This is a genomic window from Pseudooceanicola profundi (assembly GCF_050897955.1).
Classification (GTDB): Bacteria; Pseudomonadota; Alphaproteobacteria; order Rhodobacterales; family Rhodobacteraceae; genus Pseudooceanicola.
On sequence record NZ_JBPAXZ010000001.1, the window covers coordinates 1 to 26,664 of the forward strand.

The 26,664-nt window shown below is 62.4% G+C and carries 26 protein-coding genes and 1 pseudogene; 8 read left to right on the top strand and 19 right to left on the bottom strand.

The features are described 5' to 3' along the window. Positions 1–142: 142 nt before the first annotated feature. The gene (gene tyrS / locus ACRARG_RS00005; protein WP_432687919.1) at positions 143–1,396 is read right to left on the bottom strand and encodes a tyrosine--tRNA ligase; all 1,254 of its coding nucleotides are present in this window, start codon (positions 1,394–1,396) and stop codon (positions 143–145) included. A 64-nt stretch (positions 1,397–1,460) separates the two neighbouring features. Between tyrS and ACRARG_RS00010 the strand changes: the two genes are divergently transcribed. Continuing rightward, entirely contained in the window at positions 1,461–2,567 is a 1,107-nt protein-coding gene (locus ACRARG_RS00010; protein WP_432687920.1) for an anhydro-N-acetylmuramic acid kinase, read from the top strand. 96 nt (positions 2,568–2,663) lie between these two features. On the opposite strand, the gene ACRARG_RS00015 is transcribed toward ACRARG_RS00010, so the two are convergent. Beyond that, entirely contained in the window at positions 2,664–3,290 is a 627-nt protein-coding gene (locus ACRARG_RS00015; RefSeq protein ID WP_432687921.1) for a YitT family protein, read from the bottom strand. A 154-nt stretch (positions 3,291–3,444) separates the two neighbouring features. On the opposite strand from ACRARG_RS00015, the gene ACRARG_RS00020 reads away from it, so the two are divergent. Further along, a complete protein-coding gene (locus ACRARG_RS00020; protein WP_432687922.1) occupies positions 3,445–4,005 on the top strand; it encodes a type 1 glutamine amidotransferase domain-containing protein in 561 nt (186 codons plus the stop codon). 88 nt (positions 4,006–4,093) lie between these two features. Here the strand turns inward: ACRARG_RS00020 and ACRARG_RS00025 are convergent, their stop codons facing one another. The 10 genes and pseudogenes from ACRARG_RS00025 to ACRARG_RS00070 form a co-directional block, all read right to left on the bottom strand. Continuing rightward, the gene (locus ACRARG_RS00025) at positions 4,094–5,308 is read right to left on the bottom strand and encodes an NADP-dependent isocitrate dehydrogenase (protein ID WP_432687923.1); all 1,215 of its coding nucleotides are present in this window, start codon (positions 5,306–5,308) and stop codon (positions 4,094–4,096) included. A gap of 105 nt (positions 5,309–5,413) precedes the next feature. Then, a complete protein-coding gene (locus tag ACRARG_RS00030; protein ID WP_432687924.1) occupies positions 5,414–6,637 on the bottom strand; it encodes a multidrug effflux MFS transporter in 1,224 nt (407 codons plus the stop codon). 97 nt (positions 6,638–6,734) lie between these two features. Further along, positions 6,735–7,139 (bottom strand): GNAT family N-acetyltransferase, encoded by a 405-nt coding sequence (locus ACRARG_RS00035; protein ID WP_432687925.1) that lies wholly within the window; start codon positions 7,137–7,139, stop codon positions 6,735–6,737. Between the two features lie 35 nt (positions 7,140–7,174). Next, entirely contained in the window at positions 7,175–7,828 is a 654-nt protein-coding gene (locus tag ACRARG_RS00040; protein WP_432687926.1) for a DsbA family oxidoreductase, read from the bottom strand. A gap of 11 nt (positions 7,829–7,839) precedes the next feature. Then, positions 7,840–8,265 (bottom strand): hypothetical protein, encoded by a 426-nt coding sequence (locus ACRARG_RS00045; RefSeq protein WP_432687927.1) that lies wholly within the window; start codon positions 8,263–8,265, stop codon positions 7,840–7,842. Then, positions 8,262–9,782, bottom strand: coding sequence for a class I adenylate-forming enzyme family protein (locus ACRARG_RS00050; RefSeq protein WP_432687928.1), 1,521 nt, complete (start codon positions 9,780–9,782; stop codon positions 8,262–8,264). The genes ACRARG_RS00045 and ACRARG_RS00050 overlap by 4 nt, the downstream gene beginning before the upstream one ends. Positions 9,783–9,876: 94 nt before the next feature. Beyond that, positions 9,877–10,215, bottom strand: coding sequence for a hypothetical protein (locus ACRARG_RS00055; RefSeq protein ID WP_432687929.1), 339 nt, complete (start codon positions 10,213–10,215; stop codon positions 9,877–9,879). Between the two features lie 77 nt (positions 10,216–10,292). Continuing rightward, positions 10,293–10,946, bottom strand: a pseudogene (locus ACRARG_RS00060) (aquaporin). Positions 10,947–10,953: 7 nt separating this feature from the next. After that, positions 10,954–11,427 carry an arsenate reductase ArsC gene (locus tag ACRARG_RS00065; protein WP_432687930.1) on the bottom strand — a complete coding sequence of 158 codons (474 nt, stop codon included), beginning with the start codon at positions 11,425–11,427 and terminating at the stop codon, positions 10,954–10,956. Positions 11,428–11,476: 49 nt separating this feature from the next. After that, a complete protein-coding gene (locus ACRARG_RS00070) occupies positions 11,477–13,297 on the bottom strand; it encodes an extracellular solute-binding protein (RefSeq protein WP_432687931.1) in 1,821 nt (606 codons plus the stop codon). A gap of 452 nt (positions 13,298–13,749) precedes the next feature. Between ACRARG_RS00070 and ACRARG_RS00075 the strand changes: the two genes are divergently transcribed. Both ACRARG_RS00075 and ACRARG_RS00080 read left to right on the top strand, forming a co-directional pair. Next, complete coding sequence (locus ACRARG_RS00075; RefSeq protein ID WP_432687932.1) at positions 13,750–14,523, top strand: 3-hydroxybutyrate dehydrogenase; 774 nt, start codon at positions 13,750–13,752, stop codon at positions 14,521–14,523. 3 nt (positions 14,524–14,526) lie between these two features. Beyond that, complete coding sequence (locus ACRARG_RS00080) at positions 14,527–15,585, top strand: patatin-like phospholipase family protein (RefSeq protein ID WP_432687934.1); 1,059 nt, start codon at positions 14,527–14,529, stop codon at positions 15,583–15,585. Here the strand turns inward: ACRARG_RS00080 and ACRARG_RS00085 are convergent. The 4 genes from ACRARG_RS00085 to ACRARG_RS00100 form a co-directional block, all read right to left on the bottom strand. Next, complete coding sequence (locus ACRARG_RS00085; protein ID WP_432687935.1) at positions 15,582–16,265, bottom strand: DUF502 domain-containing protein; 684 nt, start codon at positions 16,263–16,265, stop codon at positions 15,582–15,584. The two genes, ACRARG_RS00080 and ACRARG_RS00085, sit on opposite strands and share 4 nt — an antisense overlap. Before the next feature lie 70 nt (positions 16,266–16,335). Further along, entirely contained in the window at positions 16,336–17,277 is a 942-nt protein-coding gene (locus tag ACRARG_RS00090; RefSeq protein ID WP_432687936.1) for a pseudouridine-5'-phosphate glycosidase, read from the bottom strand. After that, entirely contained in the window at positions 17,274–18,170 is an 897-nt protein-coding gene (locus ACRARG_RS00095) for a PfkB family carbohydrate kinase (protein WP_432687937.1), read from the bottom strand. The genes ACRARG_RS00090 and ACRARG_RS00095 overlap by 4 nt, the downstream gene beginning before the upstream one ends. Positions 18,171–18,209: 39 nt before the next feature. Next, positions 18,210–19,118: a DUF4198 domain-containing protein gene (locus tag ACRARG_RS00100; RefSeq protein ID WP_432687938.1), complete on the bottom strand. Its 909-nt coding sequence runs from the start codon at positions 19,116–19,118 to the stop codon at positions 18,210–18,212. Between ACRARG_RS00100 and ACRARG_RS00105 the strand changes: the two genes are divergently transcribed. The 4 genes from ACRARG_RS00105 (at position 19,003) to tsf (ending at position 23,867) form a co-directional block, all read left to right on the top strand. Continuing rightward, positions 19,003–20,190: a HupE/UreJ family protein gene (locus ACRARG_RS00105; RefSeq protein WP_432687939.1), complete on the top strand. Its 1,188-nt coding sequence runs from the start codon at positions 19,003–19,005 to the stop codon at positions 20,188–20,190. The two genes, ACRARG_RS00100 and ACRARG_RS00105, sit on opposite strands and share 116 nt — an antisense overlap. Before the next feature lie 167 nt (positions 20,191–20,357). After that, complete coding sequence (locus ACRARG_RS00110; RefSeq protein ID WP_432687940.1) at positions 20,358–21,974, top strand: ABC-F family ATP-binding cassette domain-containing protein; 1,617 nt, start codon at positions 20,358–20,360, stop codon at positions 21,972–21,974. A 150-nt stretch (positions 21,975–22,124) separates the two neighbouring features. After that, on the top strand, positions 22,125–22,892 hold the full coding sequence (rpsB, locus tag ACRARG_RS00115; protein WP_432687941.1) for a 30S ribosomal protein S2: 768 nt from the start codon (positions 22,125–22,127) through the stop codon (positions 22,890–22,892). 93 nt (positions 22,893–22,985) lie between these two features. Then, positions 22,986–23,867: a translation elongation factor Ts gene (gene tsf, locus ACRARG_RS00120; protein WP_432687942.1), complete on the top strand. Its 882-nt coding sequence runs from the start codon at positions 22,986–22,988 to the stop codon at positions 23,865–23,867. A gap of 93 nt (positions 23,868–23,960) precedes the next feature. On the opposite strand, the gene ACRARG_RS00125 is transcribed toward tsf, so the two are convergent. The 3 genes from ACRARG_RS00125 to phoB form a co-directional block, all read right to left on the bottom strand. After that, positions 23,961–24,572 (bottom strand): DNA-3-methyladenine glycosylase I, encoded by a 612-nt coding sequence (locus tag ACRARG_RS00125; RefSeq protein WP_432687943.1) that lies wholly within the window; start codon positions 24,570–24,572, stop codon positions 23,961–23,963. A 377-nt stretch (positions 24,573–24,949) separates the two neighbouring features. After that, entirely contained in the window at positions 24,950–25,762 is an 813-nt protein-coding gene (locus ACRARG_RS00130; RefSeq protein WP_432687944.1) for a LuxR family transcriptional regulator, read from the bottom strand. A 209-nt stretch (positions 25,763–25,971) separates the two neighbouring features. Further along, positions 25,972–26,658, bottom strand: a complete 687-nt coding sequence (gene phoB, locus ACRARG_RS00135; RefSeq protein WP_432687945.1) for a phosphate regulon transcriptional regulator PhoB — start codon at positions 26,656–26,658, stop codon at positions 25,972–25,974. Positions 26,659–26,664: the final 6 nt, after the last annotated feature.

Consider the following 26,664-nt stretch of genomic DNA (forward strand, 5'->3'; position numbering starts at 1 on the left):
CCCCGCCCCCGCCCCCCCCCCCCCCCCCCCCCCCCCCCCCCCCCCCCCCCCCCCCCCCCCCCCCCCCCCCCCCCCCCCCCCCCCCCCCCCCCCCCCCCCCCCCCCCCCCGCCGGGCCGCGCCAGAGGCGCGGCACCAAATTGTTAAGCCGCCAGTTTTACCAGAGCATGCCGCTTCTTGCCCGCCGACAGCTTGATCGGAGAGGAGAGCGCCGCGGCGTCGATCATCAGCCCCGCATCGGTCAGCGGAGCATCGTCGATCCGGGCGCCATTGTCGGCGATCAGCCGCTTGGCCTCCTTGCCGGTCTTGGCCAGGCCCGTCCGTACGAGCAGCTGCACGACGGAAATCCCGCCGCCAACCTCCTCGGCCGAGAGCTCGACCGTCGGCAGATCATCCCCGATGCCACCTTTCTCAAAGACCTCGCGCGCAGTAGCCTCTGCGGCCACGGCAGCCTCCGCCCCATGCAGCAGGGTGGTGGCCTCATTGGCGAGGATCACCTTGGCATCGTTGATCTCCGACCCGCCCAGCGCGCCCAGACGGTCACACTCCTCCACCGGCAGTTCACTGAAGATCTTCAGGAACCGGCCGACATCGGCATCGGTCGAATTGCGCCAGAACTGCCAGTATTCATAAGGCGACAGCATGTCACCGTTCAGCCAGACCGCGCCGCTGGCGGATTTGCCCATCTTGCGCCCGTCGGAGGTCGCCAGAAGCGGGGTGGTCAGCCCGTAGATCTCCCGGTCGATCACCCGGCGTGTCAGGTCGATCCCGTTGACGATATTGCCCCACTGGTCCGACCCGCCGAATTGCGCCAGACAGCCGTAGCGCCGGTTCAGCTCCAGGAAGTCATAGGCCTGCAGGATCATGTAGTTGAATTCTAGAAAGCTCAGCGACTGTTCCCGGTCGAGCCGCGACTTGACCGATTCAAAGGACAGCATCCGGTTGATCGAGAAATGCCGCCCGATATCGCGCAGGAATTCCAGGTAATTGAGGTGGTCCAGCCATTCGGAATTGTTTAGCATCAGCGCCGGATTGCCGGCCTGATCGTAGCTGAGGAAGCGGGCAAAGACCCTTTGGATCTCGGTTATATTGCCGTCGATCGCCTCCGGCGTCAGCAGCGGGCGCTCTTCGGAGCGGAAGGAGGGATCGCCCACCTTGGTCGTGCCGCCGCCCATCAGCGTGATCGGCTGATGCCCGGTCTTCTGCAGCCAGCGCAGCATCATGATGTTCATCAGATGCCCGACATGCAGCGATTTGGCCGTGGCATCATAGCCCACATACGCCGTCACCATCCCCTTGGTCAGAGCATCGTCCAGGGCCTGATAATCGGTGCAGTCGGCGACAAAGCCGCGCTGCATCATTGTGGCCATGAAATCGGACTTGGGATGGTAGGTCATGTCTCTTGTCCCGGGTTGATGTGCACGGCACTCTATAGGTGTCAGGCAGGCAAAGGAAAAGAGCATGAGACAGACGGGGGCGAAGAAAGGGCCGGTGCGGGCCCTGGGCGCCATGTCGGGCACCTCTCTCGATGGGGTGGACGCGGCGGTGGTCGTCACGGATGGCATTGATATCCTTGGCTTTGCCGAATGTGATTACCGCAGCTACACGCCCGAGGAGCGGGCCATTCTGCACCGGGCGCTCGGGCAATGGCCCAATGATCCGGACGTGGCTGCGGCGAAACGGGTTGTCATGGAGGCGCATCAGGAACTGCTGTCGCGGTTCCGGGATGTGGAGCTGATCGGATTTCACGGTCAGACGCTGGCGCATGAGCCGCGCGGGCGGGGGACGCATCAGGTGGGGGACGGCGATATTCTGGCCGCCGATCTGGGCCTGCCGGTGGTCTGGGATTTCCGCAGCGCAGATGTGGAACTGGGCGGCGAGGGCGCGCCTTTGGTGCCGTTCTTCCACCATGCCTGCGCGCGCTGGATCGGGGCGCAGGCGCCGCTGGTTTTCCTGAACCTCGGCGGTGTCGGCAATATGACCTGGGTCGATCCGCGGGTGGCTCTGCCAGAAGATGAGGGCGCCGTGCTGGCCTTTGATACCGGGCCCGCCAATGCGCCGATCAACGATCTGCTGCTGGAGCGGCGGGGGCTGGACTATGACGAGGACGGCAAGCTGGCGATGACGGGCAAGGTGGAAACCGGGGCGCTGGAGCTGTTTCTGGATGATCCGTATTTCTCAAGAATACCGCCTAAGTCACTGGACCGGAATGCGTTTCCCGAGATGATGTCATTGGTGCGGGAGCTGGGGGATGCCGATGCGGCCGCAACACTGACCGGGATGGCAGCGGCCTCTGTCCTGCGCGGGATGGAGCATTGTCCGGAACCGCCCTCCCAGTTGCTGGTGACGGGCGGCGGGCGGCGCAACCCGGTGTTGATGGAGATGCTGTCGGTGGCGCTGGACTGTCCGGTGTTGCCGGTGGAGGAGGTGGGCCTCGATGGCGATATGCTGGAGGCGCAGGCCTTTGCCTATCTGGCGGTGCGTGTGTCGCGGGGGATGGCGACCTCCTGTCCCTCGACAACGGGCGTACGGATGTCGGTGGGGGGCGGGCAGGTGAGCCGGCCCTGAGATTTCGCCTGCGGCGGGCGGGGTCGGGGGCGCTGCCCCCCGTCGCTGACGCGACTCCCCCCGGGATATTTTCTGCAAGAAAAAGCCGGGAGCGGGTCAGTCCGCGATATAGCGGTCCTTGTCGTGGTTGAAGGCGATGACGGCGTTCAGAACAGCGGCGCCGAAGAGCGAATAGGCCACGGTGGAGAGGTCGAAGAGCAGGAGCGCGACTAGGAAGATCATGCCGTCGACGATCAGCTGGACATAGCCCGCGCGGAAGCCGGTGCGGTCCTGAATCAGCAGCGCCACAACCCCGAGCCCGCCGAGAGAGCCCTTGTGGCGGAAGGTGCCGAGCAGGCCGAAGCCGGTCAGAACACCGAAGATCACCGTACCCAGCACCGGGTTGAGATAGTCGAAATGCATGCCAAGCGGCAGATAGTCGACCAGGAGGGAGAGCAGGATCACGCAAGCGATGGATTTCAGCGTGAATTCCGCGCCGAGCCGTTTCCAGGCGAAGGCATAGAAGGGCAGGTTCACGAGGAAGAAGACCAGGCCGAAGCTGTAGCCTGTGACGTAGGAGATGATCAGCGCGACGCCAGCGGTCTGGCCGGTGATAAAGCCGAGGGAGGAGAGAAAGACGATTCCCACTGAGGCCGCGATGAGCGAGATGGCAAAGCCCTGCACATCCTCCAACCAGGAATGTTTGTGGCGGTATTCGGTGGGTATCGGGATCGGCGCTGGCATAGGCGGACGTTATGCCGCGGTGAACGGCGCTGTCGAGATTGCCGTGGCGGCGGCGGAAGATGGCGCATGGAGAATGCTCAGGAACAAGGCAGGCGCGGATCCGTTGGTCTGGCGAGACGGGGGTGGTCCCCCGAATGAACAGAAGGAGGTCATTATGACTGATATCAAACAGAGCCGCATCCTGATCCTCGCCACCCACGGGTTCGAGCAGAGCGAGCTGGAAGTGCCGCGTGACAAGCTGCGGGAGGCCGGGGCCGAGGTGCATGTCGTGTCACCCGATGGCAAGGCGATCCGGGGCTGGGATCAGAAGGATTGGGGCCGGGAGGCCGAGGTTCAGCATGGGCTCGCCGATGTAACCGCCGGTGATTACGACGCGATTGTGCTGCCCGGCGGTCAGATCAATCCGGATATCCTGCGGACCCATGCCGAGGCGGTGGCCCTGGTCAGAGCCTTTCATGATTCCGGTAAAGTGGTGGCCGCGATCTGTCACGGGCCCTGGATGCTGGTGGAAGCCGGGATTGTGAAGGGGCGCGAGGTGACCTCTTATCCGTCGATCCGGACGGATGTGGAGAACGCGGGCGGCAAATGGGTCGACCGGGAGGTGATTGCCGATCAGGGGATCGTGACGTCCCGGAACCCCGGTGATCTGGATGCCTTTGTGGCGAAGATCATCGAAGAGATTGAGGAAGGGCGTCACGAACGACGCGCGGCCTGATTAAGGCAACTTTAAAGCAATACGGCAGCCGGTTGATCCGGCTGCCGTTTCTTTCGGGAACGTTCGATCTACAGACCGGACGTTCCAGTCAGCCGCCGAGCGCTTTGTTCAAGTTCTCGTCGATCTTCTCAAGGAAACCCATGGTGGTCAGCCAACCCTGATCGGGGCCGACCAGAAGCGCCAGATCCTTGGTCATGAAGCCCGACTCGACCGTTTCCACGATTACCTTCTCCAGTGTGGTGGCAAAGGCCATCAGCGCCGTGTTCTCATCCAGCTTGGCGCGGTGCTTCAGCCCGCCGGTCCAGGCGTAGATGGAAGCGATGGAGTTGGTGGAGGTGGATTCCCCCTTCTGGTGCTGGCGATAGTGGCGGGTGACGGTGCCATGCGCCGCCTCTGCCTCCACAATCTTGCCATCGGGGGTCATCAGTTGGGAGGTCATCAGGCCGAGAGAGCCGAAACCCTGCGCCACGGTGTCGGACTGGACGTCACCATCGTAGTTCTTGCAGGCCCAGACGAAGCCGCCGCTCCATTTCATGGCGGAGGCGACCATGTCGTCGATCAGCCGGTGTTCGTACCAGATCTTCTTCTTTTTGAACTCTTCCTCGAACTCCTCCTCAAAGACTTTCTGGAAGAGGTCCTTGAACCGGCCGTCATAGGCCTTGAGGATCGTGTTCTTGGTCGAGAGGTAGACCGGCCAGCCCAGCATCAGCCCGTAGTTGAACGACGCGCGGGCGAAATCGAGGATGGAGTCATCGAGGTTGTACATCGCCTGATAGACCCCGGCGGAGGGGGCATCGAAGACCTCCTTCTCGATCACCGTGCCATCGGCGCCTTCGTATTTCATCGTCAGCTTGCCGGCGCCGGGGAAGGTGAAATCCGTGGCCTTGTATTGGTCGCCAAAGGCGTGGCGGCCGATCACGATGGGCTTGGTCCAGCCGGGGACCAGACGCGGCACGTTGCGGCAGATAATCGGCTGGCGAAAGACGACGCCGCCGAGGATATTGCGGATCGTGCCGTTGGGCGATTTCCACATCTTCTTGAGGCCGAATTCCTCCACCCGCGCCTCATCCGGCGTGATCGTGGCGCATTTGACGGCGACGCCGACCTCTTTGGTCTTGAGCGCGGCGTCGATAGTGATCTGATCCTCGGTCCGGTCTCGCTCCTCGATCCCCAGATCGTAGTAGAGCAGGTCCAGGTCGAGATAGGGCTGGATCAGCTTGTCCTTGATGAACTGCCAGATGATCCGGGTCATCTCGTCGCCGTCCATTTCGACGATGGGGTTATCTACCTTGATCTTGGACATGGGCCGCTCCCTCTGGCTGCGGTGAACATACTGGCGTGATAGCGGATTCCGCCCCGGCGGGGAAGAATGTATGCAACGGTATACCGCAAGAAGGTGGCCGAGAGCTTAATCCGCGGGCGCCACGGCGTCCTTCGGCCTGTCGAGTTTGCGCATCCGCATCAGCGCCGGATAGCTGGCGGCAAGCAGAACGAGTGATCCAATAATCTGTGGCAGCGTTGTTTCATTGAACACCTGGGCGATGATCGTCGCGATGATGCCGGCGCCCACGGTCGAGATCGCGCCGGTGATGGAGGCGGCAAGGCCCGCGATATGGCCCACCGGCTCCATCGCGAGGGCATTCAGATTCCCGATGGTCAGCCCCATCTGGTAGAAGATGCAGGTCTGCCAGAGGACGTAGAGCCAGAAATAGATGCCGGCCTCCCGCTCGAAAAGCGTGAGCGCCAGCATGATGGCGGTGATGATCAGGACGACAGTGATGCAGAGGGTGATGATCGCCCGCATGCCGTAGCGCATGACAAAGGTGGCATTCACGATCGAGGAGGTGCCGCAGAAGATACCGATGCCAAAGAAGTAATATACGAACTGCGCCTCACGATCGAAAATCACGTCGAAGGTCGGCTGGATGAGCGAGATCGAGGTGAACAGCACCGAAAAGATCATCGTCTGCACGAAGATCGAATTGCGGACCATCGGCAGGGACATCAACTCTTTTGTGGCGGACCAGAGGGCGGCGGCGCGGAAGGGTCGGCGTTTTTCGACAGGGAGCGGCTCCTCCATCCGGGTCATGAGCCAGGTGACGGAGATGACGGAGAAGAGGATGAAAGAGACAAATATCCCTCGCCAGCCGCCGATGGAGATGACGATCATGCCCAGCAGCGGCGCCAGTGCTGGCACCAGCGTAAAGATCAGCATGATGAAGGACACGAGCCGCGCCATTTCCCTGCCCGCGTAGAGGTCCCGCACCATGGCGAGCGACACGATGCGCGGACCGGCGGCGCCGATGCCCTGCATCAGGCGCGCGGCCACCATCAGCTCCATCGAGGGGGCGGCCCAGGCCAGCGTGGCGCCCAGAATATAGAGAGCAGCACCCAGACCGACGATGGACTTGCGTCCAAAGGTGTCCGACAGCGGTCCGGTGATCAGCGTGCCAAGACCCATGCCGATGATGAAGCTCGACAGGACCAGCTGCGCGCGGTTCGGATCCTCGGGGCTGAGGTCTGCGGCGATATCCGGCATCGCGGGCAGCATGCTGTCGATAGAGAAGGCAACGGTTGCCACCATCATCGCCATCATGGCGACGAATTCAGTCTGGGAAAGTTTGGGCCGCATCAGTGTCTTTGTCCTGCAATCAGCGCAGCGCTATCACGTCGCTGCGGGCAGCGCCACGCATCGCTGCGCTGCAAAATGGCAAGGGCGGGTGATCGGCTTAGCTGAGTTGTTTTTCCATATAGACGCGGGCGCGCCCGGCTTCTTCCACAATATGCGTCTCGATGAAGCCGAAATGGGCGTAGATATCTCTGTTCCGCTGCATTTTCACATGGGTATAGAGACGCAGCAGGGGCAGCGCCGCATCTCGCGCGTGGCGCTCCGCCAGACTGAGAAGTCTGCGGAGATGGCCGCGCCCCTGTGATTCCGGTGAAATCGCAATATTATCAATCATCAGGGCGTCGCTCTGCAGCTTCAGAATGATCAGTCCATCAGGATCTGGCGCGCCAATCAGAAGTATGGTTCTGTCATCTCCCGGCGTCGAATAATCGTCCAGTAACGGCCCGGGCTTCTGACCGATGATATCGATCCAGGGTGTATAGGCCTGCGTCACGATGCGGGCCACCGCGGGCATGTCCTGCTGGGTGGCGACCCAGGTCCTCACCCTGCGGAGCCTTCCATTGGCCCGGAGGCGATTTCGTCGATGACCTTGAGCCAGAGATCGGCCGGCTGGGCGCCCGGCACTGCGTGACGCGCGGCGACGATGAAGGTTGGCACCGCCGTGACGCCCATATTGCGTGAATGGGTATCGCGATCCCGGATCGTCTGTTCGTCGACGTCGCTGTCCAGAAGCCGTGCAATCGCCGCGGCATCCAGATTCTGACTGTCCGCCAGATCGGCCAGAACCTCACGATCACCAATATCGCGCGCATGCAGGAAATTCGCCTCGAACAGCGCGTCGACGATCTGGGTTTGCTTGCTTTCGATACCAGCCCAGTGGATCAGCCGATGGGCATCAAGCGTATTGGGCGTGCGCCGGATTCCGTCCAGATCGGCGTCAATCCCAAGGTCGCTGAAATGCTGTCGCACCCCGGCATAAGCGGCATGAGCGCCGTCTGCACCGCCGAACTTGGCGGCCAGATACTCCCGCCGGTCCATACCGTCCCGCGGCATGTCGGGGTTCAGCTGAAAGGGGTGCCATTCCATCACAAAGGGATGGTCGGGACGTTCGGCCAGCGCTTTTTCCAATTGAACCTTGCCGATGTAGCACCAGGGGCAGATCGGATCTGACAGAATATCAAGTTTTACGACCAACTTACTGTTCCTTATGGAAATCTTGCCTGGTCACGCCTGATGACCATGACGAGGCTGTTTTCCAGCCCGTCCATTCTGGATTTATTCGCTTCTACGAACCCCGGGTGCAGCCACATCTGGGCAAGTGCCGAGGCGGAGGGGTATTCGGACAGGATCGCGGCATCCCAGTCTGTAGCGCCATGGACGCCAAAGCAGGATTGTGCCGGCCCGTAGAATATCTGCCGGCCACCTGCGGCGCGAAAGGCCGGCCCAACTTTTCCGACGAATTTTCCGTAGGCCAACACGCCAGTGTCCGGTATGAATTTCAACAGGTTAAGAATCAGAACTGGTGTTCCGTCCGGCAGCGCCATGATGGATTCCCAGTCGCGCCGGGTAGGTGCCGCGCCGGTTTCGCCGTGCAGGGCGATGATCCGGTCGATTGTCTTGGCATGGGTCATGGATGCCGGGCCCTGTATTCATCACGCAGCGCTTTGCGGAGGAGTTTGCCATTGGGATTGCGGGGCAGCAACGGCAGGCGCAGGAAGGCGCGCGGCTGTTTGTACCGGGCAAGACGTTCGCCGGAGAGCTGCAGGAGCTGGGATTCGTCCAGCGGGGTGTCGGATGTGTAGAATGCGATGATCAGCCGGGCATCTGCCTTGACCTCGCAATCGATGACGCCGATTTCGTGAATGCCGGGAATATCCTGCAGGGCGGCCTCAACCTCGATCGGAGAGACGCGGTAGCCGCCGGCATTCATCATGTCATCCGCGCGGGCGAGATATTCGATCTGACCCTCGGCATCCATTGCGCCATGATCCCCGGTCAGGAACCAGCTGCCCTGCATGCGCTCTTCCGTCTCGGACCGGGCGCCGAAATAGCCCAGCATGAGGCCGGGGTCCTGACGGTTGATGGCAATGACGCCTTCGGTGCCCAGCGGAACCGGCTGACCGTCGGGGCCCAGAATTGCGACACGGCGGCCGATCTGGGGCCGGCCGAGCTTGCCCGGCTCTATCGGATGGTCCGGCGAGGCGGAGATGAACGTGGAGCATTCGGACATGCCAAAGGCTTCGTAAAGCTGCCCGCCGCCGGCGTCGGACCATGCGGTCCGGATGGCATCGGAGAGTTTTTCGCCAGCCGTCAATCCGTGACGCAGATGCGGGAGGGAAAGCTGGGAATGGTGTTGCAGGATCTTGCGGTAAACGCCCGGCGCGGCTGCAAAGATCGTCGCCTGATGGCGCTGCATGAGGAGCGGCAGCGCCTCGCTCGGGGTGCCTTCGGCGGGAATGACCGCCGTGGCGCCGACCGACCAGGGATCCATCAGCCCGGTGCCCAGCGTATAGGTCCAGTTGAAGGCGCCGGCATGCATGAGGCGGTCCTGTTCGGTCAGGCTATACCAGCCGTCATGCATCATCCGCCGCGCCCAGATCGCGCGATGCGCATGCATGACGCCGCGCGGGGCGCCGGAGGTTCCGGAGGTAAACACGATATAGGCCAGACGGTCCGGATCGCCCATGTCATAGTCGACGGGTGGCAGGTCGCGCATGGCGCGCAGCGTGTCGAGCCCCAGCACAGGCAGGTCCGAGTCGGGCACGGCCACCTCTCCGCCGCCCAGAATGCCCGCCGGACCGAGCTGCGCGATCATCTTGCCGACCTCGGGGGCCGTCAGTTGCGACGATGTCGGGACAGGTATCAGACCGGCTGCAATGGCGCCCAGATAGACAATAGGGAAATCGACGGAATTGCCCAGCCGCATCATCAGGATGTCGCCCGGCTGGAAATGCTCCAACAGACCTGTGCCGGTGCCGCGTACTGCGGATTCGAGCCGGTCATAGCGCCAGCGTTCGGCGCCGGACAGTCCGACGATCGACAGGGCGATTTTGTCGGGAAGCCGTCCCGCCTGTGCCAGCACATGCGCGGCCATGTTGAACGGCGCCGGACAGGGCAGGGGCGCACCATGATCGAAGACGGACATCATGGCGCAAGCGTTAGGCATGTTCATCGCTGCGTGCAAGGGTGGACGCCGGGACAGGGCACCGGGCGAATTGCTTCGGCCCGGCGCCCGGCCGGTCTCAGGGCGCAGAGACAGAGGACCGGCTGTCGTCGCCGAATATGTCGTCGCGATCCATCGGCTCCTCTCCGGCGCCAAGAAGCGCGGCGCTGCCGTCCATGTTGCGGTTGTCCCGCGACGGGTCCATGCGCACGTCGGAGGGGATATGCCCCATGCGCCAGTCCTCGATCTGGGCCAGAACATCTGTCGCCGGCGCGCCGGTAACCTGAGAGAGATACATGGCAAGGCCGGTCTGACTGCCGTCGAGCGCCAGGACATCTTCTTCCTCTGCCTCCGGCCAGCGGTCCAGGACCGCGGGCGTGTAGGCGTGCCAGTTTTCGCTTATGATCTGCCATTTCATGGGATGGCCTCCTTTACTGCTTCCGTTGTGGGATCAACGGCACAAAAGGGGGGCTGGTTCCGGGGCAGGGTGCGGGGTCAGGCTTTCGGGAACAGCCTGGGCAGGGCCAGACCGACGATGACCGTCGCCACCAGCTGCACGAGGATGAACATCGGGGCATGGCCGGGGTAGATGCCGGCGAAGGTGTCGGAAAAGCTGCGGGCGATGGTCACGGCCGGATTGGCAAAACTGGTGGAGGCCGTGAACCAGTAGGCCCCGGTGATGTAGAGCGCAACGAGGGTTGGCACGGCCTCATCCCGGCTGTGCAGGCCGCCAAAAATCACAAAGAGCAGCCCCGCCATGGCGAGGAATTCCGACGACCACTGCGCCATGCCGCTACGGTGCATCGTGGCAGAGGTCTGGAAGATGGCCATGTCGAACATCAGATGGGTCAGCCAGACGCCAAGGAGGCCGCCGGCGATCTGGAGCAGGACTTACCGGATCGCGGCGCCGGAGGTGATCTCTCCCCTCAGGAAAAAGGCGAGGGTCACTGCGGGGTTGAAATGCGCGCCGGAGATCGGCCCGAGCACCGTGATGATGACATAGAGCATGGCGCCGGTGGCGATAGCATTGGCGAGAAGGGCGATGGCAGAATTTCCGCCTGCCAGCGTCTCTCCCATGATGCCGGAGACGACCACCCCGATCAGCAGCATCGCCGTGCCGAGGAACTCTGCAACGTAAGCTCTTGTCATCGGCGGATCACTTCTTGGCGATACGGTCCAGCGTGGCCTTCAGCTCGCCACTGTCCATTGTCTCGATCGCATGTTTGAGCAGGCGGTCGGCGCGATTGCCAAGGATGTCATAGGCTTCGCGGAAGCCTTCCTCCCACTGGTCCTCGGGCAGGGCGGCCGGGTCTTCGACACCCCAGTGGGCGCGGACCGGAGCACCGGGCCAGATCGGGCAGGTTTCACCGGCAGCAGAGGCGCAGACGGTGATGACCATGTCCATTTCTGGCGCATCATCCCCGGCGAATTCATCCCAGGATTTTGAGCGGGCCTGGGATGTATCGTGGCCCAGCTCCTCCAGCAGTTTCAACGACTGCGGATGGACGCGGCCGGCGGGCTGAGAGCCGGCGGAATAGGCCGTCACGCGGCCCATGCCGCGATCGTTCAGGATGGCTTCCAGCAGGATGGACCGTGCCGAATTGCCTGTGCAGAGGACAAGTATGTTCATGATGAGCGCAGTTAGGTGGTGAATGTAACAGTAGCGTGACTGCTTTTGGTCATTCGTCTTTCATCCACCAGACCTCCGGAAGGAAGTAGACCGAATCGCCGTAGAGCGGCACCGCATCCTCACGATATGTCAGTTCTTTCACATGCGCGATCCTGCCCGTATCGAAGCTGTGAATCGGGATGACATAGCGCCCGGCGGTCAGCAGCCGGTCCAGCGCACGGGTGGCGGCGGTGAAATCCTCGGTCGAGCGGGCGTCGATCATGGCGTCGATCATCGCGTCAATGGCCGGGCTGGTGACGCCCATCAGGTTGCGCGAGCCCGGGCGGTCGGCGGTGCCGGTGCCCCAGTAGGTGCGCTGATCATTGCCGGGAGAGAGCGAGAACTGACGCCGGATATCGGTCATGTCGAAGTCGAAATTCTCGATCCTCAGCTGGTATTGCGCGCCATCGACCTGTTCCACATCCATCTGGATGCCGAGCCGCTCCATCGCCTTGCCGTAGAGATCCGCGATGGTCTGGAATTCAGTCGCGCCATTGCGCAGCAGCAGGGTAAACCTCAGGGGCTGGCCGTCCGGCGCTGTCATGACACCGTTTTCAACCGTGTAGCCGGCCTCTTGCAGCAGCTGCATCGCCTTGCGGATATTGGCCCGGTTGCGCGGGGAGCCGTCAGAGACGGGCAGGGCGTATCCCTCCAGCGCGCCTTGGGGGATGTCGGCGGCAAAAGGGTCCAGCAGCTGTGCGACGCGCCCGGTTGCAGGCCCGTCTCGCATGCCCAGATCCGAACCTGAGAAATAGGAGGTGATGCGCGGCTGGCGACCCCCGGTCAGCGTTTCGTTGATATATTCAAAGTTGAATGCGTGGATCATGGCATCGCGGACTCGGATGTCGTCAAAGGGCGGCTTCCGCGTGTTCATCACCAGCCCGGTAATCCCGGACGGGCGGCCGGTCGGGATCTCGCTTTTGACAATCTCGCCGCTGCGGACCGCCGGGAAATCATAGTCGCGATTCCATTTTTCGGCGTTGAACTCCCTGATATAGCTGAGTTCTCCGCCTTTGAAGGCCTCGTAGAGGACGGCGCTGTCGCCGTAGAATTCGATCCTTATCTCGTCGAAATTCGCGGTGCCCTGACGGATGGGCAGATCGCGGCCCCAATAGTCCGGGTTGCGGGTCAGGGTGACAGAGCGGGCGGGTTCAAAGGCGGTGACGGAATAGGGGGCACTGCCCAGCGGCGCCTCCTGCAGGGATAGCTTCGTGAAGGGCTGATCCGCGAATTGCGCTTTTTTCAGTATGGGCTGAAGTCCGGTAATCAGCGCCAGTTCGCGGTCGGCACGATTGAAGGTGAATCTGACAGAGCGCGGGCCGGTCTGAGTGACGCTGCCAATCGACGACCACAATCCCCGATAGCGCGCATTTCCCTGCGTTCCGAGAGTTTCGTAACTCCAGATCACATCCTCCACCGTCAGGGGGGAGCCATCGGAGAATCGGGTGCCCTCATGCAGGGTGAATTCCACCCAGCTACGGTCCTCCGGCACCTCGACCGATTCGGCCAGAAGCCCGTAGACGGTGAAGGGTTCGTCCTGCGACCGGTACATCAGGCTTTCCGAAATCAGGAAGCGCAACTGCCAGGGCGGATTGCCGGTGATGGTGTAGGGGTTGAGGCTGTCAAAGGCGCCTTCGTTGCCATCGATCAGGCGTCCGCCCTTCGGAGCCTCTGGATTGACGTAGGGCAGTGACACAAAATCGGGTGGGAGTGCCGGGTCGCCATACATAGCTATGCCATGGGCAGGCTCTGCCCCGGCATGCTGCGCCGCAGAGGTCGCGACGGAAAAAACAAGCGCTGCGAGTCGAATATCGAAAAAGTGTGGCCTCATTTTGGCAACAGTCCCTGCTCGTCTTGTGATTGTTGACGGGGACGCTACCGACGGTTTCCCGCTTTATCAAACTTTTAACTTGGAACGTCCGGCGAGAAGGCCTATAAAGGGGTCACTGCTCGATAGGTTTCTTGCCTGTATGAAACCTGCCTCAATAACTTAACGCCGGCTTCGTGCCGGCGTTTTTTTTGGTTAAAGGCGGTTTAAGCCCCCTCATCCCGGCAACCCGGTCTGCGATTCGCCGCGACACATCCGATCGGCGCAGGGAGCGGAATATTACATCTGCTTTTAGGTGGTTAACGCAGAGGCTCCTGCCTGTCGGTTGGCGCCTGCTTTGCCGGACCGGTCGCGGCGTTTCGCCTCAGCACCGGAACCGGCCGGGCAAATTGGCGGTTTATTTCGCAGATGCAGCACTTATGCTGCGGATATTCAATCATCAATGAGGTGTCGCTATGTCGCTGAACGGGAAAACCGCCGTTGTCACGGGGTCCAATTCAGGGATCGGTCTGGGTGTGGCACGGTCTCTGGCGGGGGCCGGGGCGAATATCGTCCTGAACTCCTTCACCGACCGCGACGAGGATCATGCCCTGGCAAAGCAGCTTGCCGAAGAGTTCGGGGTCGGGGTGCGCTATATTCAGGCCGACATGTCCAAGGGCGACCAGTGCCGCGCGCTGATCGAAAAGGCCGGTCAGGTCGATATCCTGGTCAATAATGCCGGTATTCAGCACGTGGCGCCGATCGACGAATTTCCCGTCGATAAATGGGATGCGATCATCGCGATCAACATGAGCTCGGCCTTCCACACCACGGCGGCGGCGCTGCCGGGGATGCGCAAGTCCGGGTGGGGACGGATCATCAATGTGGCCTCAGCCCATGGTCTGCGTGCCTCGCCCTACAAATCCGCCTATGTCACGGCCAAGCACGGGGTTGTCGGCATGACGAAAACCGTGGCGCTGGAAACCGCCAAAGACCCGATCACCTGCAATGCGATCTGCCCGGGATACGTGCTGACGCCGCTGGTGGAGGCGCAGATCCCCGATACGGCCAAGGAATACAAAATGTCCGAGGATGAGGTCGTCGAAAAGGTGATCCTGGCCAAACAGCCCTCGAAACAGTTTGTGACCGTCGAACAGATCGGTGACATGGCGATCTTTCTGTGCTCGCCGGCGGCGGATCAGCTGACCGGCCAGCCGATTGCGATGGATGGCGGCTGGACCGCGGCCTGAAACATGACCATTCGCATCAATGTCGCGTTGCAGGGAGGCGGGGCGCATGGCGCCTATACATGGGGTGTGCTGGACCGCCTCCTTGAAGACGAAGAGATTGAAATCGCCGGTATTTCGGGAACCTCGGCCGGGGCGCTGAACGGGGCGGCCTACAAGGCGGGCTGGGTCCATGACGGCCGCGAGGGGGCGAAGCGAACGCTTGATGCGCTTTGGGCGCGGATGTCGGGCACCAATGACCTGCGGCTGCCGGCCTGGATGATGACCCCGTTTGCGGTGGCGGAAAAGATGTTCACGCCGCCGACCGCCGATCTGGCCGTCATGATGGAATATTCGCCGCCCTTTCTGGCCGCCAATGCAGTGTCGCAGGTCGCTTCGCCCTATTCCTACGGGCCGTTTTACAGCAATCCGCTGGAGCCTGTGGTCGAGGCATTCGACTATTCCGATGTCTGCGCCGCCAACGGACCTCGCCTGTTCATCTGCGCAACCAATGTCAGGACCGGGAAGGTGCGGGTCTTTACCCGGGAAGAGATTACGACGGAGGCGATCCTGGCCTCTGCCTGCCTGCCGGAGCTTTTTCAGGCGGTCAAAATCCACGACCCGTTCAGCGACCGGGAGGAGGCCTACTGGGACGGAGGATATTCCGGCAATCCGCCGCTTTTCCCGCTGTTCGACCCGTCGCTGCCCGATGACATCGTGATCGTGAACATCAATCCGCTGGAGCGTGATGAGGTGCCGGTGACGCCGCAGCAGATTGCCAACCGGGTCAATGAGATCACGTTTAACTCTTCATTGCTCCGGGAACTTCGCGCGATTGCTTTTGTGAAACGCCTGCTGGAGGAGGGGACGGTCAAGCAGGGCAAGATGAAGAATGTGCTGGTTCACATGATCGCGGATGATGCGCTGATGCGGGAGCTGTCGGTGGCGACCAAAATGGTGCCGAACCCAACCATCATGGCGACGCTGAAATCCGCCGGACGGGCGGCTGCGGACCGGTTCCTGAAGGACCACAAGGCGTCTCTCGGGCAGGCGTCGACGGTCGATCTGGCAGAAATGCTGAATTAACGTAGGTCGATCGCCGGCTTTGTCGGATCTTTGGGGTTGGGATAGACCAGCCCGGCAGAGATCACGAGCTTGGCCGCCTCTTCCAGCGACATCTCCAGTTCGATCACGTCTTCCTCCGGGAAGAAAAGCAGGAAGCCAGAGGTCGGGTTGGGCGTGGTGGGCACAAAGATCGACAGCAGGCGGGATCCGGTTTCGGCGCGTGTTGCAATCTCTCCCTTCGCCTCGGTCGAGATGAAGCCGACAGCCCAGATGCCCTTACGCGGGTATTGTACGAGACAGGCTTTTTCAAAGCTCCGCTCGGACTGGGCAAAGACGGTTTCGGCGATCTGTTTGGCCCCGGAATAGATGGACCTAACAAAGGGCATGCGGTCGACCAGCGTTTCGGCATAGCGGATCAGCGACCGGCCGATCAGGCCCTTGGCGATCCAGCCGACGATGATCGTGAAGATCAGGAAAAAGATGATCCCGACGCCGCGCAGGTTTATGCCGATGTATTTTTCCGGATTGAACGTATTCGGCACCAGCGGCAGAACGACGCCATCCACCCATCCGGCAAGGGTCCAGAGCAGCCAGATCGTCAGGCCAACCGGCAGGATGACCACGATGCCCGTCAGGAAGCTCGACCGCAGGCGGGCAAAGACGCCGGGCCGCGGGGTGGTGTCTTTCAACGGGTCATTCATTTAGGTTCTTTCCATCGGCTCGGCTGTGAAACTAAGCAGCGCACGGCCGGGCGACAATGGCACATGGGCCTCATTTCGATGGAAATTTTTGCGCGCTGGCGAATTCCTGTGCAATTGCAGCGGCCAGCTTGGCATTGTTCCGGACCAGCGCGACATTGGTATCGAGCGACCGGCCGGAGGTCAGGGCGAAGATGCGGTCCAGCAGAAATGGCGTGACCTGTTTGGCGCTGATGCCACGGCGGTCGGCATCGGCCAGGGCCGCCAGGATGATCGGGTCGATCTCATCGCGCGGGATCTCGTGCTCGACCGGGACGGGGTTGGCGATCAGCTGCCCGCCGGGAAGGTCCAGCGCAGCGCGGAGCGTGGCGGCGCGCGCGATCTCTGCCGGAGTGTCCAGCCGGAGAGGCGAGGGCAGGCCGCTGTCCCGGCTCCAGAAGGCGGGCAGATTGTCCTGGCCATAGGTGATGACCGGCACGCCCATGGTTTCCAGAACTTCGAGCGTCAGCGGGATATCGAGGATCGCTTTGGGACCGGCGCAGACGACGGTGACCGGTGTCTGGGCAAGTTCCTGCAGATCGGCGGAGATATCCATCGTCTGGGCCGCGCCGCGATGCACCCCGCCGATGCCGCCCGTCGCAAAGACATGGATACCTGCCGTGCGGGCCGCGATCATCGTCGCGGCCACAGTTGTGGCGCCGGTGCCACCCTGGGCAAGGCAGACGGCCATATCCGCGCGGGACAATTTTGCCACATCCTTGGCATGGGCGAGATCTGCGAGCGCCTCCTCGGTCAGGCCGATGTGCAGATGGCCTTTGATCACCGCAATCGTGGCCGGAACCGCACCGGCCTGTCGCACGTCGGCTTCTACGGCCAGCGCGGTTTCGAGGTTCTGGGGATAGGGCATGCCATGGGTGATGATGGTGCTTTCCAGCGCCACCACGGGCTGGCCGGCCTGCAGCGCGTCTGCGACCTCCGGGGCCAGCGTGAGGGGCAATTTGGGCGGGGGCGTCATAGTGGGATTTCTCCTGAAACATATTGCGCGGCGGCGGCCAGCGCCCTGTCGAGCGCCTCCTGCCGGGTGGCGCCATCGCGTTCGGCGGCGATATGGGCCGCCATATAGGTGTCGCCTGCGCCGGTGACGCGGGTGATCAGAACCTCGGGCGGACAGCCTGTCACGATATCGCCGCCGGCGACGGCTTCGGCGGCGGACCGGCTGCCATCGGTGACGGACACCCGCGCGGCACCATGGGCGATCATCGCGCGGGCCGCAGTGGCCGCATCCGGGAAGGTGGTCTGGCAGAGCAGGCCGGCCTCCTCCAGATTGACGTACAGCATGGCGCGGGACCGTGTCAGAAACGGGCGCAGCCGGTCGGCCTTGCCAGGTGAGGCGGGCGCAACCCTCAGATCCGCCCGGGCGAAGGCAGGAGAGGCGGAAATGAACTCTAGCAGGCTTTGGGTCAGGTTCCCGTCCAGCGCGACACAGCCTTCGTAGGGGTCTGCGTCCGATCCGAGCGGGCCGGAAATGAGCGGGCGCAGGATCTTGTCGCCCGCCGCTTCGAGGGAATGCGCGTCCGCAATGGCGGCGATCAGGCCATTGGCGCCCTCGACGGCCATGTATCTGTCGGTGGGCAGATCGTCGGACCGATAGACATGGCGCAGATCCATGCCGAGGCTTTCGCAGGCCCGGATCAGCTCGTCGCCTTCGGCATCCCGCCCGACAGCCGTCAGCAGCGCCGGCGACAGCCCGAACCGCCCGGCGGCCATGGCGATGTTCATGGCCACCCCGCCGGGGAGCCGGCTGATCCGTCCGGGCACGTCCGATCCCTGACGCAGATGGCTGGCGGAACGGCCGATGATGTCCCAGAGGACCGCGCCAATGCAAAGGATGTCAGGCCCTGATGTCATGCTGCCTACATGCCCGTGACGTGCGGGCGGGGCAAGCGGCTATCGCTCTGGGGTCACAAAGGTCAGATTAGCCCAGAGGCTTTCCCACATCACGCCCGCCGCGACCGCCTCGGGCGAGGCCGGTTCCCGCAGGACAACGGCATCCAGCATATAGGCCCGGCCCGGCGCCACGGGGAAGGTGACTTCGCCTTTGGCATCCGTGCGGAGAAGGGTTTTTGACACTTCGGGGTCTGTGTCGGTTGTGGATTTGTCCCAGACCTCGACCTGCGCATCGGCACGCGGGGCGCCCTGGTAGATCAGTCTGACCTGCATGTCAGTGCCGCCGTCGGCGGGACTCGTCAGGGCGATGAATTCCGTCTCCATGCCCATGTCCTGATCGGCGCCACCCGGAGATCTGGCAATCAGCGCCTTGGAATAGCGCCAGTAACCTTCGGTCACATCGTCCTCCGGCAGGCCGCGCGCGGCGTGCCGGTCCTGAAACCAGGGAATGTCCTTGTGGCGGGCAAAGCTTAGCGTCAGGTCCCAGCTATCATAGGTCAGTTTGCTCATCGTCGAGGCATAGATGACCGTAGTCAGCCCATCGGACGGTGCGACCGTGATCGCGGGCAGATCGCCCGGGCGCCCCTGATAGGGTGTGATCTGACCTTCAGTGGCCGTCGCCGCGCGCGCGATGCGGGCGTCGAACCATGACAGTTCGGTGCCCTTGAAATCCTGACCGTTGCGGACGGAGAGTTCCACCGGCGCGCGGGAATCCGCTTGATAATCCGCTGGTTCAAGCCACAATTCATGCGCATGTGCCGGAGTGCACAGAAAGACAAGCAGGAGTGGCAGGATGCGGCAAAGGTTTCTGGGGCGGGTCATCGGGCTCAAGCTGCGGATCCGGCAGGCAAAGTCAAGTTTGCACGCCCTGACCCTGCTGGCGATCACAGTATTGTGGTCATCTGCCATGTCCACGGGTTTGCAGGCGCATGAGGTTCTGCCCTCGGTCGGCCGGTTGTCGGTTGCGGGGCAGGAGGTGACGCTTGAGCTCCGGATCAATGCCGAGGCCTTTGTTGCGGGGATCGACCTCGACGGGCTGGAAGACACCAACGCCAGCCCTGAATCGCAAAGCTACGACACTCTGCGGGCCTTGGCGCCGTCTGCGCTGGCGTCGCGCATCCGGGAAAACTGGGCCCGTATCGGTGCCGGGCTGGAGATAGAGAGCAGGGGCACCCCTGTTCCGTTGCAACTCGGTGATGTCGATGTGAGCGAGATCGGCGATGTTGAGGTTGCGCGGCCGTCGCGGATCATTCTGACGGGGACACTGCCGGACAATGCCGAAACGCTGCGGCTGACCTGGCCTGCGGGGCACGGCACGATCGCGCTGCGCTTCGAATCCAGTGAGGACGGCTATGCCGACTATCTGAACGGGGGCGAAACCAGCCCGCCGATCGCGCTGAACGGGAAGCAGGGCATGACGGCGCTCAGAGCGTTCATCAACTATGTGCCGGTCGGCTTCGATCACATCCTGCCCAAGGGGCTGGATCACATCCTGTTCGTACTGGGCCTGTTCTTTCTGTCGCCCGCCATACGGCCGCTGCTCTGGCAGGTTTCGGCGTTTACGGTTGCCCATACCGTGACGCTGGCGCTTGGGGCGCTTGGCTGGGTGAATGTTCCAGGCTCTATCGTGGAGCCGCTGATCGCCCTGTCGATTGCCTATGTCGCCGTCGAAAACATCTTTTCAAGCAAACTTCACCGGTGGCGGCCTGTGGTCGTATTCCTCTTTGGGCTCTTGCACGGGTTGGGCTTTGCCAGCGTCCTTCAGGAGTTCGGCCTGCCGCAATCTCAGCTGATCCCGGCGCTGCTGGGCTTTAACGTCGGGGTCGAGCTGGGGCAGCTCACGGTGATCGCCGCGGCGTTTTTGCTGGTCGGCGCGTGGTTCCGGGAAAAGGGTTGGTACCGTCCGGCGATCGCCATTCCCTGTTCGACCGTTATCGCCTGTATCGGGCTTTACTGGGCGGTGGAGCGGACATTCCTCTGACCGCCGTCCCTTGGTCGTTGGACCGGCCCGGTTGACCTGAGCGCGATCTATCCCATATCTGACGCATGGCGCCGGACGGGCGCCCGGTGACTGAGCTGTGACGGAGGCATCAATGAACATCCAGACCTTTGGAAAACCCCTCGTTTCCACGGTTGCACGGATGTCTCATGCCCTCATTTCTTACCCTCGACGGAGTCGTCGTCACCACGCCTGACACTCAGGCGCTTCTTTCCGAACTCACCCTGTCTTTCGGCCCCGGACGCCATGGCGTCATCGGGCGGAACGGCTGTGGGAAGTCTACGCTTTTCAATATGATTGCTGGCGAAAGGCCGGTCTCATCCGGTGCGATTGCGCGGTCCGGTCCGGTGCATCTGATGCGCCAGACCCAGACGGATCCGTCGCAGACCGTCGCCGGGAGCCTTGGCCTGACCGGGCCGCTCGCCCTACTGGAGCGCTTGGCAGACGGACGGGGCAGTGTTGCAGATGCAGCGGAGGCCAACTGGACCCTGCCGGAGCGGCTGGATCAGGCGCTGTTCCGTGCGGGGCTGGAGGGCGTCGCGGCTGAGCGGCCGATCGCCACCCTCAGCGGCGGGCAGCAGATGCGCGTGGCTTTGGCCGGGGCGTGGCTCTCCGGCGCGGATATCCTGCTGCTGGACGAGCCGACGAATAATATGGATGCCGAGGGGCGGGCGCTGGTGCGGGCGCTGATCGATGGCTGGGCCGGCCCGGTGCTGATTGCCAGCCATGACCGGGCGCTGCTGGATCAGGTCGACCGGATTGTCGATCTGGATGCCCAGCCTGCGGTGGTCTACGGCGGCGGGTGGTCCGACTATGCAGCTGAGCGGGAGGCCCGTCGCGCGCGGGCCGTCGCCGCCCAGACAAAGGCGGAGGCAGTGCTCGGCGCGGCCCGAGCCGCGCAGCAGACCGCGCGGGAACGGCAGGCCCGGCGGGATGGGCGCGGCCAGAAGGCGCGCGCCACAGGGTCCATGCCCAAGATGTGGCACGACCGGCAGATGGAGCGTGCACAACAGACCGCGGGTCGGTCCGGGCTGAAAACCGAGGCCGCGATAGAGAAGGCAGACGCGGCGCTGCGGGAGGCCGCCGATGCTGTGGAGCGGTTGCTGCCGTTGCATATGGCGCTTGGGTCGGCCGATGTGCCGCCCGGGCGCAGGATGCTGGAGCTGTCAGAGGCGGTCGTTTCGGCTGGCGGTCACGATCTGGGCCCGTGGTCCCTGACCCTGACGGGACCGGAGCGTCTGGCGCTGACCGGGCCCAATGGGGTTGGCAAGTCGACACTCCTGCGGCTGATTGCCGGAGAGATCGCCGTATCCCGGGGCAGTGTAACCCGCCATGCCCGCCGGATTGCCTGGCTTGATCAGGATCTGGCGCGGCTGGGGCAGGGTGGTGCTTTGCATGAGGTTCTGGCCCGTTGCAGACCGGATCTGTCGGCCCATGAGGTCCGCGCGACACTGGCCCGGTTCGGGTTCCGTGCCGGCGCCGGCACGCGCGATCTTGCGGTGCTGTCGGGCGGTGAACGGCTGCGCCTGGGCCTCGCGGCCGCGTTCGGCGGGGCACAGGCGCCGGATCTGCTGCTGCTGGACGAGCCGACCAACCACCTCGATCTGCGGGCGATGGAGGAGCTGGAGAGCACGCTTGGCCCCTATGACGGGGCGCTGATCGTGGTCAGTCATGACCCGGTCTTCCTCGGTAAAATCGGGGTGACGCGGCAGATATCCCTCGATTTCCCGCGAAAACCTGAGGGAAAGCCTGCGAAACCAGGATAAGATGCTTGCCAAGGCGGTGATCCGGGGGTAAGGCACCGCCACTCAACTCCGCAGGCGGGGTCGGGCCCGAGGGGGAGACATCCCCGAGGGTCCACCGGTTGACCAACAGGTCTACCCCCGCCGAGGCGAAAACCGGAAAGGATATAGGACATGGCTCTTCCCGAGTTCACCATGCGCCAGCTGCTTGAAGCCGGCGTTCACTTTGGCCACCAGACGCAGCGCTGGAACCCCCGTATGGGCGAGTTCATCTACGGTGCGCGCAACGGCATCCACATCATGGACCTGACGCAGACCGTCCCGATGCTGGACGCTGCTCTGAATGTCATCCGCGAAACCGTCGCGAAAAACGGCCGCGTGCTGTTTGTCGGCACCAAGCGTCAGGCCTCCGCGCCGATCGCCGAAGCCGCCGAGAAATGCGCACAGTACTACATGAACCACCGCTGGCTCGGTGGCACGCTGACCAACTGGAAGACCGTCTCCCAGTCGATCAACCGTCTGAAGGAAATCGACGAGAAGCTCGCCGGTGGCGCAGAAGGCCTGACCAAGAAAGAGCGTCTGGGCATGGAGCGTGACCAGGAGAAGCTGACCGCCTCCCTCGGCGGGATCCGCGAAATGGGCGGCGTTCCCGATCTGCTGTTTGTCATCGACGTCAAGAAAGAGCAGCTGGCGATCGCAGAAGCCAACAAGCTGGGCATCCCGGTTGTGGCCGTGGTCGACACCAACTGCTCCCCCGATGGCGTGGATTACATCATCCCGGGCAATGACGACGCGGCCCGTGCGATCTCTCTCTACTGTGACCTGGCCTCCCGCGCCGCTCTGGACGGCATGACCGCCCAGCTGGGCGCCGCCGGTGTCGATGTCGGCGCGTTTGAGGAAGCTCCGGAAGAGGAAACCCTCGAGGAAGCTGCAGAGGCGTAAGCCTCAGGGCAGGGCGGAGCCGTCATACAACCGTCACCGGTCGCGGGTACGCCCGCGACCAATACCTATTTCAGAGACTTGAGGAGAGCCGATATGGCGATCACTGCTGCACAGGTGAAAGAACTGCGCGAAATGACCGGCGCAGGCATGATGGATGCGAAAAAAGCGCTGACCGAGACCGATGGCGACATGGACGCCGCCGTTGACTGGCTGCGCACCAAAGGCCTGGCGAAAGCCGCCAAGAAAGCTGGCCGTACCGCTGCCGAGGGCCTCGTTGCCGTGGCGGTTGACGGTGGCAAAGGCGTCGCTGTCGAAGTGAACTCCGAAACCGACTTCGTCGGCAAGAACGCAGAGTTCCAGACCATGGTGAAAGCCATTGCCGGTGCCGCGCTGACCGCCTCCGACGTCGAAGACCTGAAGGGCAAGGACCTGGGCGGCAAGAGCGTCGAGGACACCATCACCGACAAGATCGCCACCATCGGCGAGAACATGACCCTGCGCCGGATGGAAGCCGTCGAAGGCGCGCAGGTCGTGTCCTACGTGCACAATGCCGCTGCTGACGGCATGGGCAAGATCGGTGTTCTGGTTGCGCTGAGCGGTGCCAACGAAGATTTCGGCCGTCAGGTTGCCATGCACGTGGCCGCCGCCGACCCGCGCCCGCAGGCGCTGACCGAAGCCGATGTTGACCCGGCTGTCGTGGAGAAAGAACGTTCGATCCAGATCGATATCGCCCGCGAATCCGGCAAGCCGGAAGCTGTGATCGAGAAGATGATCGAAGGCCGTATGAAGAAGTTCCTGGCCGAAATCACGCTGGTCAATCAGGCGTTTGTCGTGAACCCCGACCTGACCGTCGGTGCCGCCGCCAAAGAGGCCGGTGTCGAGATCCTCGGCTATGTCCGCCTCGAAGTTGGCGAAGGCATCGAGAAGAAGGTCGAGGATTTCGCAGCCGAAGTTGCGGCCACCGCACGCGGCTGATCCTGCTTTCATGGATTTGGAAGGGCCGGGGCAATGCTCCGGCCTTTTTCATTGGTGCGTGCTGCGTGTCGGCGTCCAGCCCGTCTGACGTGATCAGACCGGCCTTTGAAACGCGGCGCGGGCCTCATCGCAAGGCTGACGCATACAGCAGCCCTCCGCATGGTCGTTGAGCAGGCCCATGGACTGCATGAAAGCGAAAACGGTGGTGGGCCCCACGAATTTCCAGCCGCGCTTCTTGAGGTCTTTGGACATGGCATGGGAGGAGGCCGACATGGTCAGCGCCTGCGGCTGCCCCAGTTCCTCCGGTTTGGGCTCATAGGACCAGACATAGGCGGCGAGGGTGCCTGTCTCTGCCACAAGCTCCAGCGCGCGCTGCGCATTGTTGATGACGGCGTCTATCTTGCCCCGATGCCGGATAATGCCAGCATCGCTCAGAAGGCGCGTTCTGTCTTTATCCGTGAACTTAGCCACCGCCTGCATGTCGAAGTTTTCAAACGCAGAACGAAAATTCTCTCGCTTTGACAGAATGGTGCGCCAGCTCAGGCCCGACTGAAAACTCTCAAGGCATAGTTTTTCAAACAGGTGCCTGTCATCTGCAATGGGAAAGCCCCATTCGAGGTCGTGATAGGTTATGAAGTCTTCGGTCTGGGCTACCCAGGCGCATCTGTGCAGACCATCCGGAGACTGTGTCAGATTGGCCGTCATGGCGCGATCTTCCCAAATCTGTAACACTCTGATATTTCTGATTATTGCGCGGAATTTCAAGTGAAAAGGCGGTGCCGTGGACATACGGCACCGCCTTTGTCGACCGACCCCGAAACGGGGATGAAAGAGGCCAGCCGAATGCCGGTCAGGAACGGACCAATACATCCCCGACCGGCTCCGGTTTCCCGGACAACACCGCAGAGCCCCGGAATGTCGGGGGGTGCGGGCTGCATGTTCCATGGCTCAATTGCCACCACTCACGGAACTTGGTCAACTTGCCAATTTACGCTACGTCAGAAAAGTATGGGAATCCTTACCATCTGGTAAAAGCCGATCGGAACGAATCCGAAGAACTCCTCGCAAGAGTCTGAAATTAATCAGTTTTCCAGAACGTACATCTGATTGAGGAATGCGGCTTTCAACACGGCTTGGGCGGTTGTTTCCACATTCAGCGCTTCACGCGCCAGCCGCAGATGTTTTTCGACCGTGGCGGAGGTCAGCCCCATGAGCAGCGCAATATCCGCGGTTGTCTTGCCGTCGCCAACCCAGGACAGAGCTTCGCGCTGTCTGGGCGTCAGGCCGCGCGCGGGGCCGGCATAGGGCAGGGTGAGGATCTTGAGATGCGCGACATTGTTCATCACGACGATATCGCGACCATAGCGCGCCCAGGTCTGGTCGATGTCCTCCTGGCTCAGATCGGCCCGCCCGGTCAGCGCGATCGCGCCCTTGGTGCGTGGCGAGATCGAGCGAAAACTTATGGAATATCCCTGAGTTACATCGTGCTTGCGATTGAATTCGATCACACGCCGTTCGCTTTCGGTCAGCGTGCCGCTGTTGGCCATTTCCGCTAGGATCGCCCAGGAACAGGCGCCTTCGTGTTCCAGCGCCCAGCGGACCATCGGCGCGTGGAAATAGAGGCCGTCACCGAGGAAATGATCGGTGTATTCTTCGGAGTGGTTGGACAGGATCACGAAATCCTCGGGATCGCCCAGCGAGGTCGCGGTGCGATACCGGGTGAAGCCATAGATCAGCCGGTCGAAACCAAAGGCCGCCATCTGCTCACAATGAAGCTGCCACAGCTCTTGAATGCTCTGGGTGTTGGTCAGGCGTTCAAGGTAGTCACGCCGCGACGCTGCTGACGACACTGAGGCAGGCAGGTCTGACGGAGGCAGGTCCGTATCGATTCCCATTGACTTCAAAGCTCTCGAATTCATGCGCGGGGGAGCTACACAACAGCTCAGCGCGCTCTGACGCAGAGGCTATCCCGGTTTCACAGGAAAATGAAGTCTCTCGTCGCCTGAGCCACGGCGGCCGTCAAAATTGACTGCACGCGTGGCATCAGGGCAATTGATTTACCATAATACCAATTATACGTTTAACCTAGGATGTCATGAACCGGTCAGCCAAGGGCGTAACCGGCCCCCCTTACGGTCCTGAGAGGATCATTCCCACCGTACTGGCACAAAGCTTTGCGCAGACGCCCGATATGGACATCGACGGTTCTGGTGTCGACATAGATGTCACGGCCCCAGACGCGGTCGAGCAGCTGCTCCCGGCTCCAGACGCGGCCCGGTTTTTCCATGAAAGTCGTCAGCAAACGGAATTCCGTCGGCCCGAGCTTGAGCACCTGGCTGTCACGGGTCACGCGATGCGTTTCGCTGTCGAGGATGATGTCCTCATATTCCAGCCGTTCGCCAACAGTTGCCGGACGGGTCCGGCGCAGCTGTGCGCGCACGCGGGCCATCAGCTCGATCACAGAATACGGTTTGACGACGTAGTCATCGGCGCCGGTTTCAAGACCGCGCACCCGGTCGACCTCTTCGGATCGGGCGGACAGCATGATCACAGGAACGCCGCGCGTCTCGGTCCGCATCTTGAGCTGACGGCAGACTTCGATGCCGGAGACATTGGGCAACATCCAGTCGAGCAGAATGATGTCTGGCGCAGCTTCATTCACCAGCATCAGCGCCTCTTCTCCGTTCTCGGCGCGGAACACGGCAAAGCCTTCCGCTTCGAGGTTATAGGACAAGACTTCGCGCTGTGCCGGTTCGTCTTCGACCACAAGGACTGTGGGCTGGTCTGGCATGGTTCG

Bases quoted from the DNA above. Each gene is read 5' to 3' on its own strand.
- ACRARG_RS00055 (WP_432687929.1), bottom strand. From the start codon at position 10,215: ATGAAATGGCAGATCATAAGCGAAAACTGGCACGCCTACACGCCCGCG.
- ACRARG_RS00020 (WP_432687922.1), top strand. From the start codon at position 3,445: ATGACTGATATCAAACAGAGCCGCATCCTGATCCTCGCCACCCACGGG.
- ACRARG_RS00085 (WP_432687935.1), bottom strand. From the start codon at position 16,265: ATGAATGACCCGTTGAAAGACACCACCCCGCGGCCCGGCGTCTTTGCC.
- rpsB (WP_432687941.1), top strand. From the start codon at position 22,125: ATGGCTCTTCCCGAGTTCACCATGCGCCAGCTGCTTGAAGCCGGCGTT.
- ACRARG_RS00090 (WP_432687936.1), bottom strand. From the start codon at position 17,277: ATGACGCCCCCGCCCAAATTGCCCCTCACGCTGGCCCCGGAGGTCGCA.
- ACRARG_RS00075 (WP_432687932.1), top strand. From the start codon at position 13,750: ATGTCGCTGAACGGGAAAACCGCCGTTGTCACGGGGTCCAATTCAGGG.
- ACRARG_RS00130 (WP_432687944.1), bottom strand. From the start codon at position 25,762: ATGGGAATCGATACGGACCTGCCTCCGTCAGACCTGCCTGCCTCAGTG.
- ACRARG_RS00050 (WP_432687928.1), bottom strand. From the start codon at position 9,782: ATGATGTCCGTCTTCGATCATGGTGCGCCCCTGCCCTGTCCGGCGCCG.
- ACRARG_RS00100 (WP_432687938.1), bottom strand. From the start codon at position 19,118: ATGGCAGATGACCACAATACTGTGATCGCCAGCAGGGTCAGGGCGTGC.
- tyrS (WP_432687919.1), bottom strand. From the start codon at position 1,396: ATGACCTACCATCCCAAGTCCGATTTCATGGCCACAATGATGCAGCGC.
- ACRARG_RS00105 (WP_432687939.1), top strand. From the start codon at position 19,003: ATGCGGCAAAGGTTTCTGGGGCGGGTCATCGGGCTCAAGCTGCGGATC.
- ACRARG_RS00110 (WP_432687940.1), top strand. From the start codon at position 20,358: ATGCCCTCATTTCTTACCCTCGACGGAGTCGTCGTCACCACGCCTGAC.
- ACRARG_RS00015 (WP_432687921.1), bottom strand. From the start codon at position 3,290: ATGCCAGCGCCGATCCCGATACCCACCGAATACCGCCACAAACATTCC.
- tsf (WP_432687942.1), top strand. From the start codon at position 22,986: ATGGCGATCACTGCTGCACAGGTGAAAGAACTGCGCGAAATGACCGGC.
- ACRARG_RS00070 (WP_432687931.1), bottom strand. From the start codon at position 13,297: ATGAGGCCACACTTTTTCGATATTCGACTCGCAGCGCTTGTTTTTTCC.
- ACRARG_RS00010 (WP_432687920.1), top strand. From the start codon at position 1,461: ATGAGACAGACGGGGGCGAAGAAAGGGCCGGTGCGGGCCCTGGGCGCC.
- ACRARG_RS00080 (WP_432687934.1), top strand. From the start codon at position 14,527: ATGACCATTCGCATCAATGTCGCGTTGCAGGGAGGCGGGGCGCATGGC.
- phoB (WP_432687945.1), bottom strand. From the start codon at position 26,658: ATGCCAGACCAGCCCACAGTCCTTGTGGTCGAAGACGAACCGGCACAG.
- ACRARG_RS00045 (WP_432687927.1), bottom strand. From the start codon at position 8,265: ATGACCCATGCCAAGACAATCGACCGGATCATCGCCCTGCACGGCGAA.
- ACRARG_RS00030 (WP_432687924.1), bottom strand. From the start codon at position 6,637: ATGCGGCCCAAACTTTCCCAGACTGAATTCGTCGCCATGATGGCGATG.
- ACRARG_RS00025 (WP_432687923.1), bottom strand. From the start codon at position 5,308: ATGTCCAAGATCAAGGTAGATAACCCCATCGTCGAAATGGACGGCGAC.
- ACRARG_RS00095 (WP_432687937.1), bottom strand. From the start codon at position 18,170: ATGACATCAGGGCCTGACATCCTTTGCATTGGCGCGGTCCTCTGGGAC.
- ACRARG_RS00125 (WP_432687943.1), bottom strand. From the start codon at position 24,572: ATGACGGCCAATCTGACACAGTCTCCGGATGGTCTGCACAGATGCGCC.
- ACRARG_RS00065 (WP_432687930.1), bottom strand. From the start codon at position 11,427: ATGAACATACTTGTCCTCTGCACAGGCAATTCGGCACGGTCCATCCTG.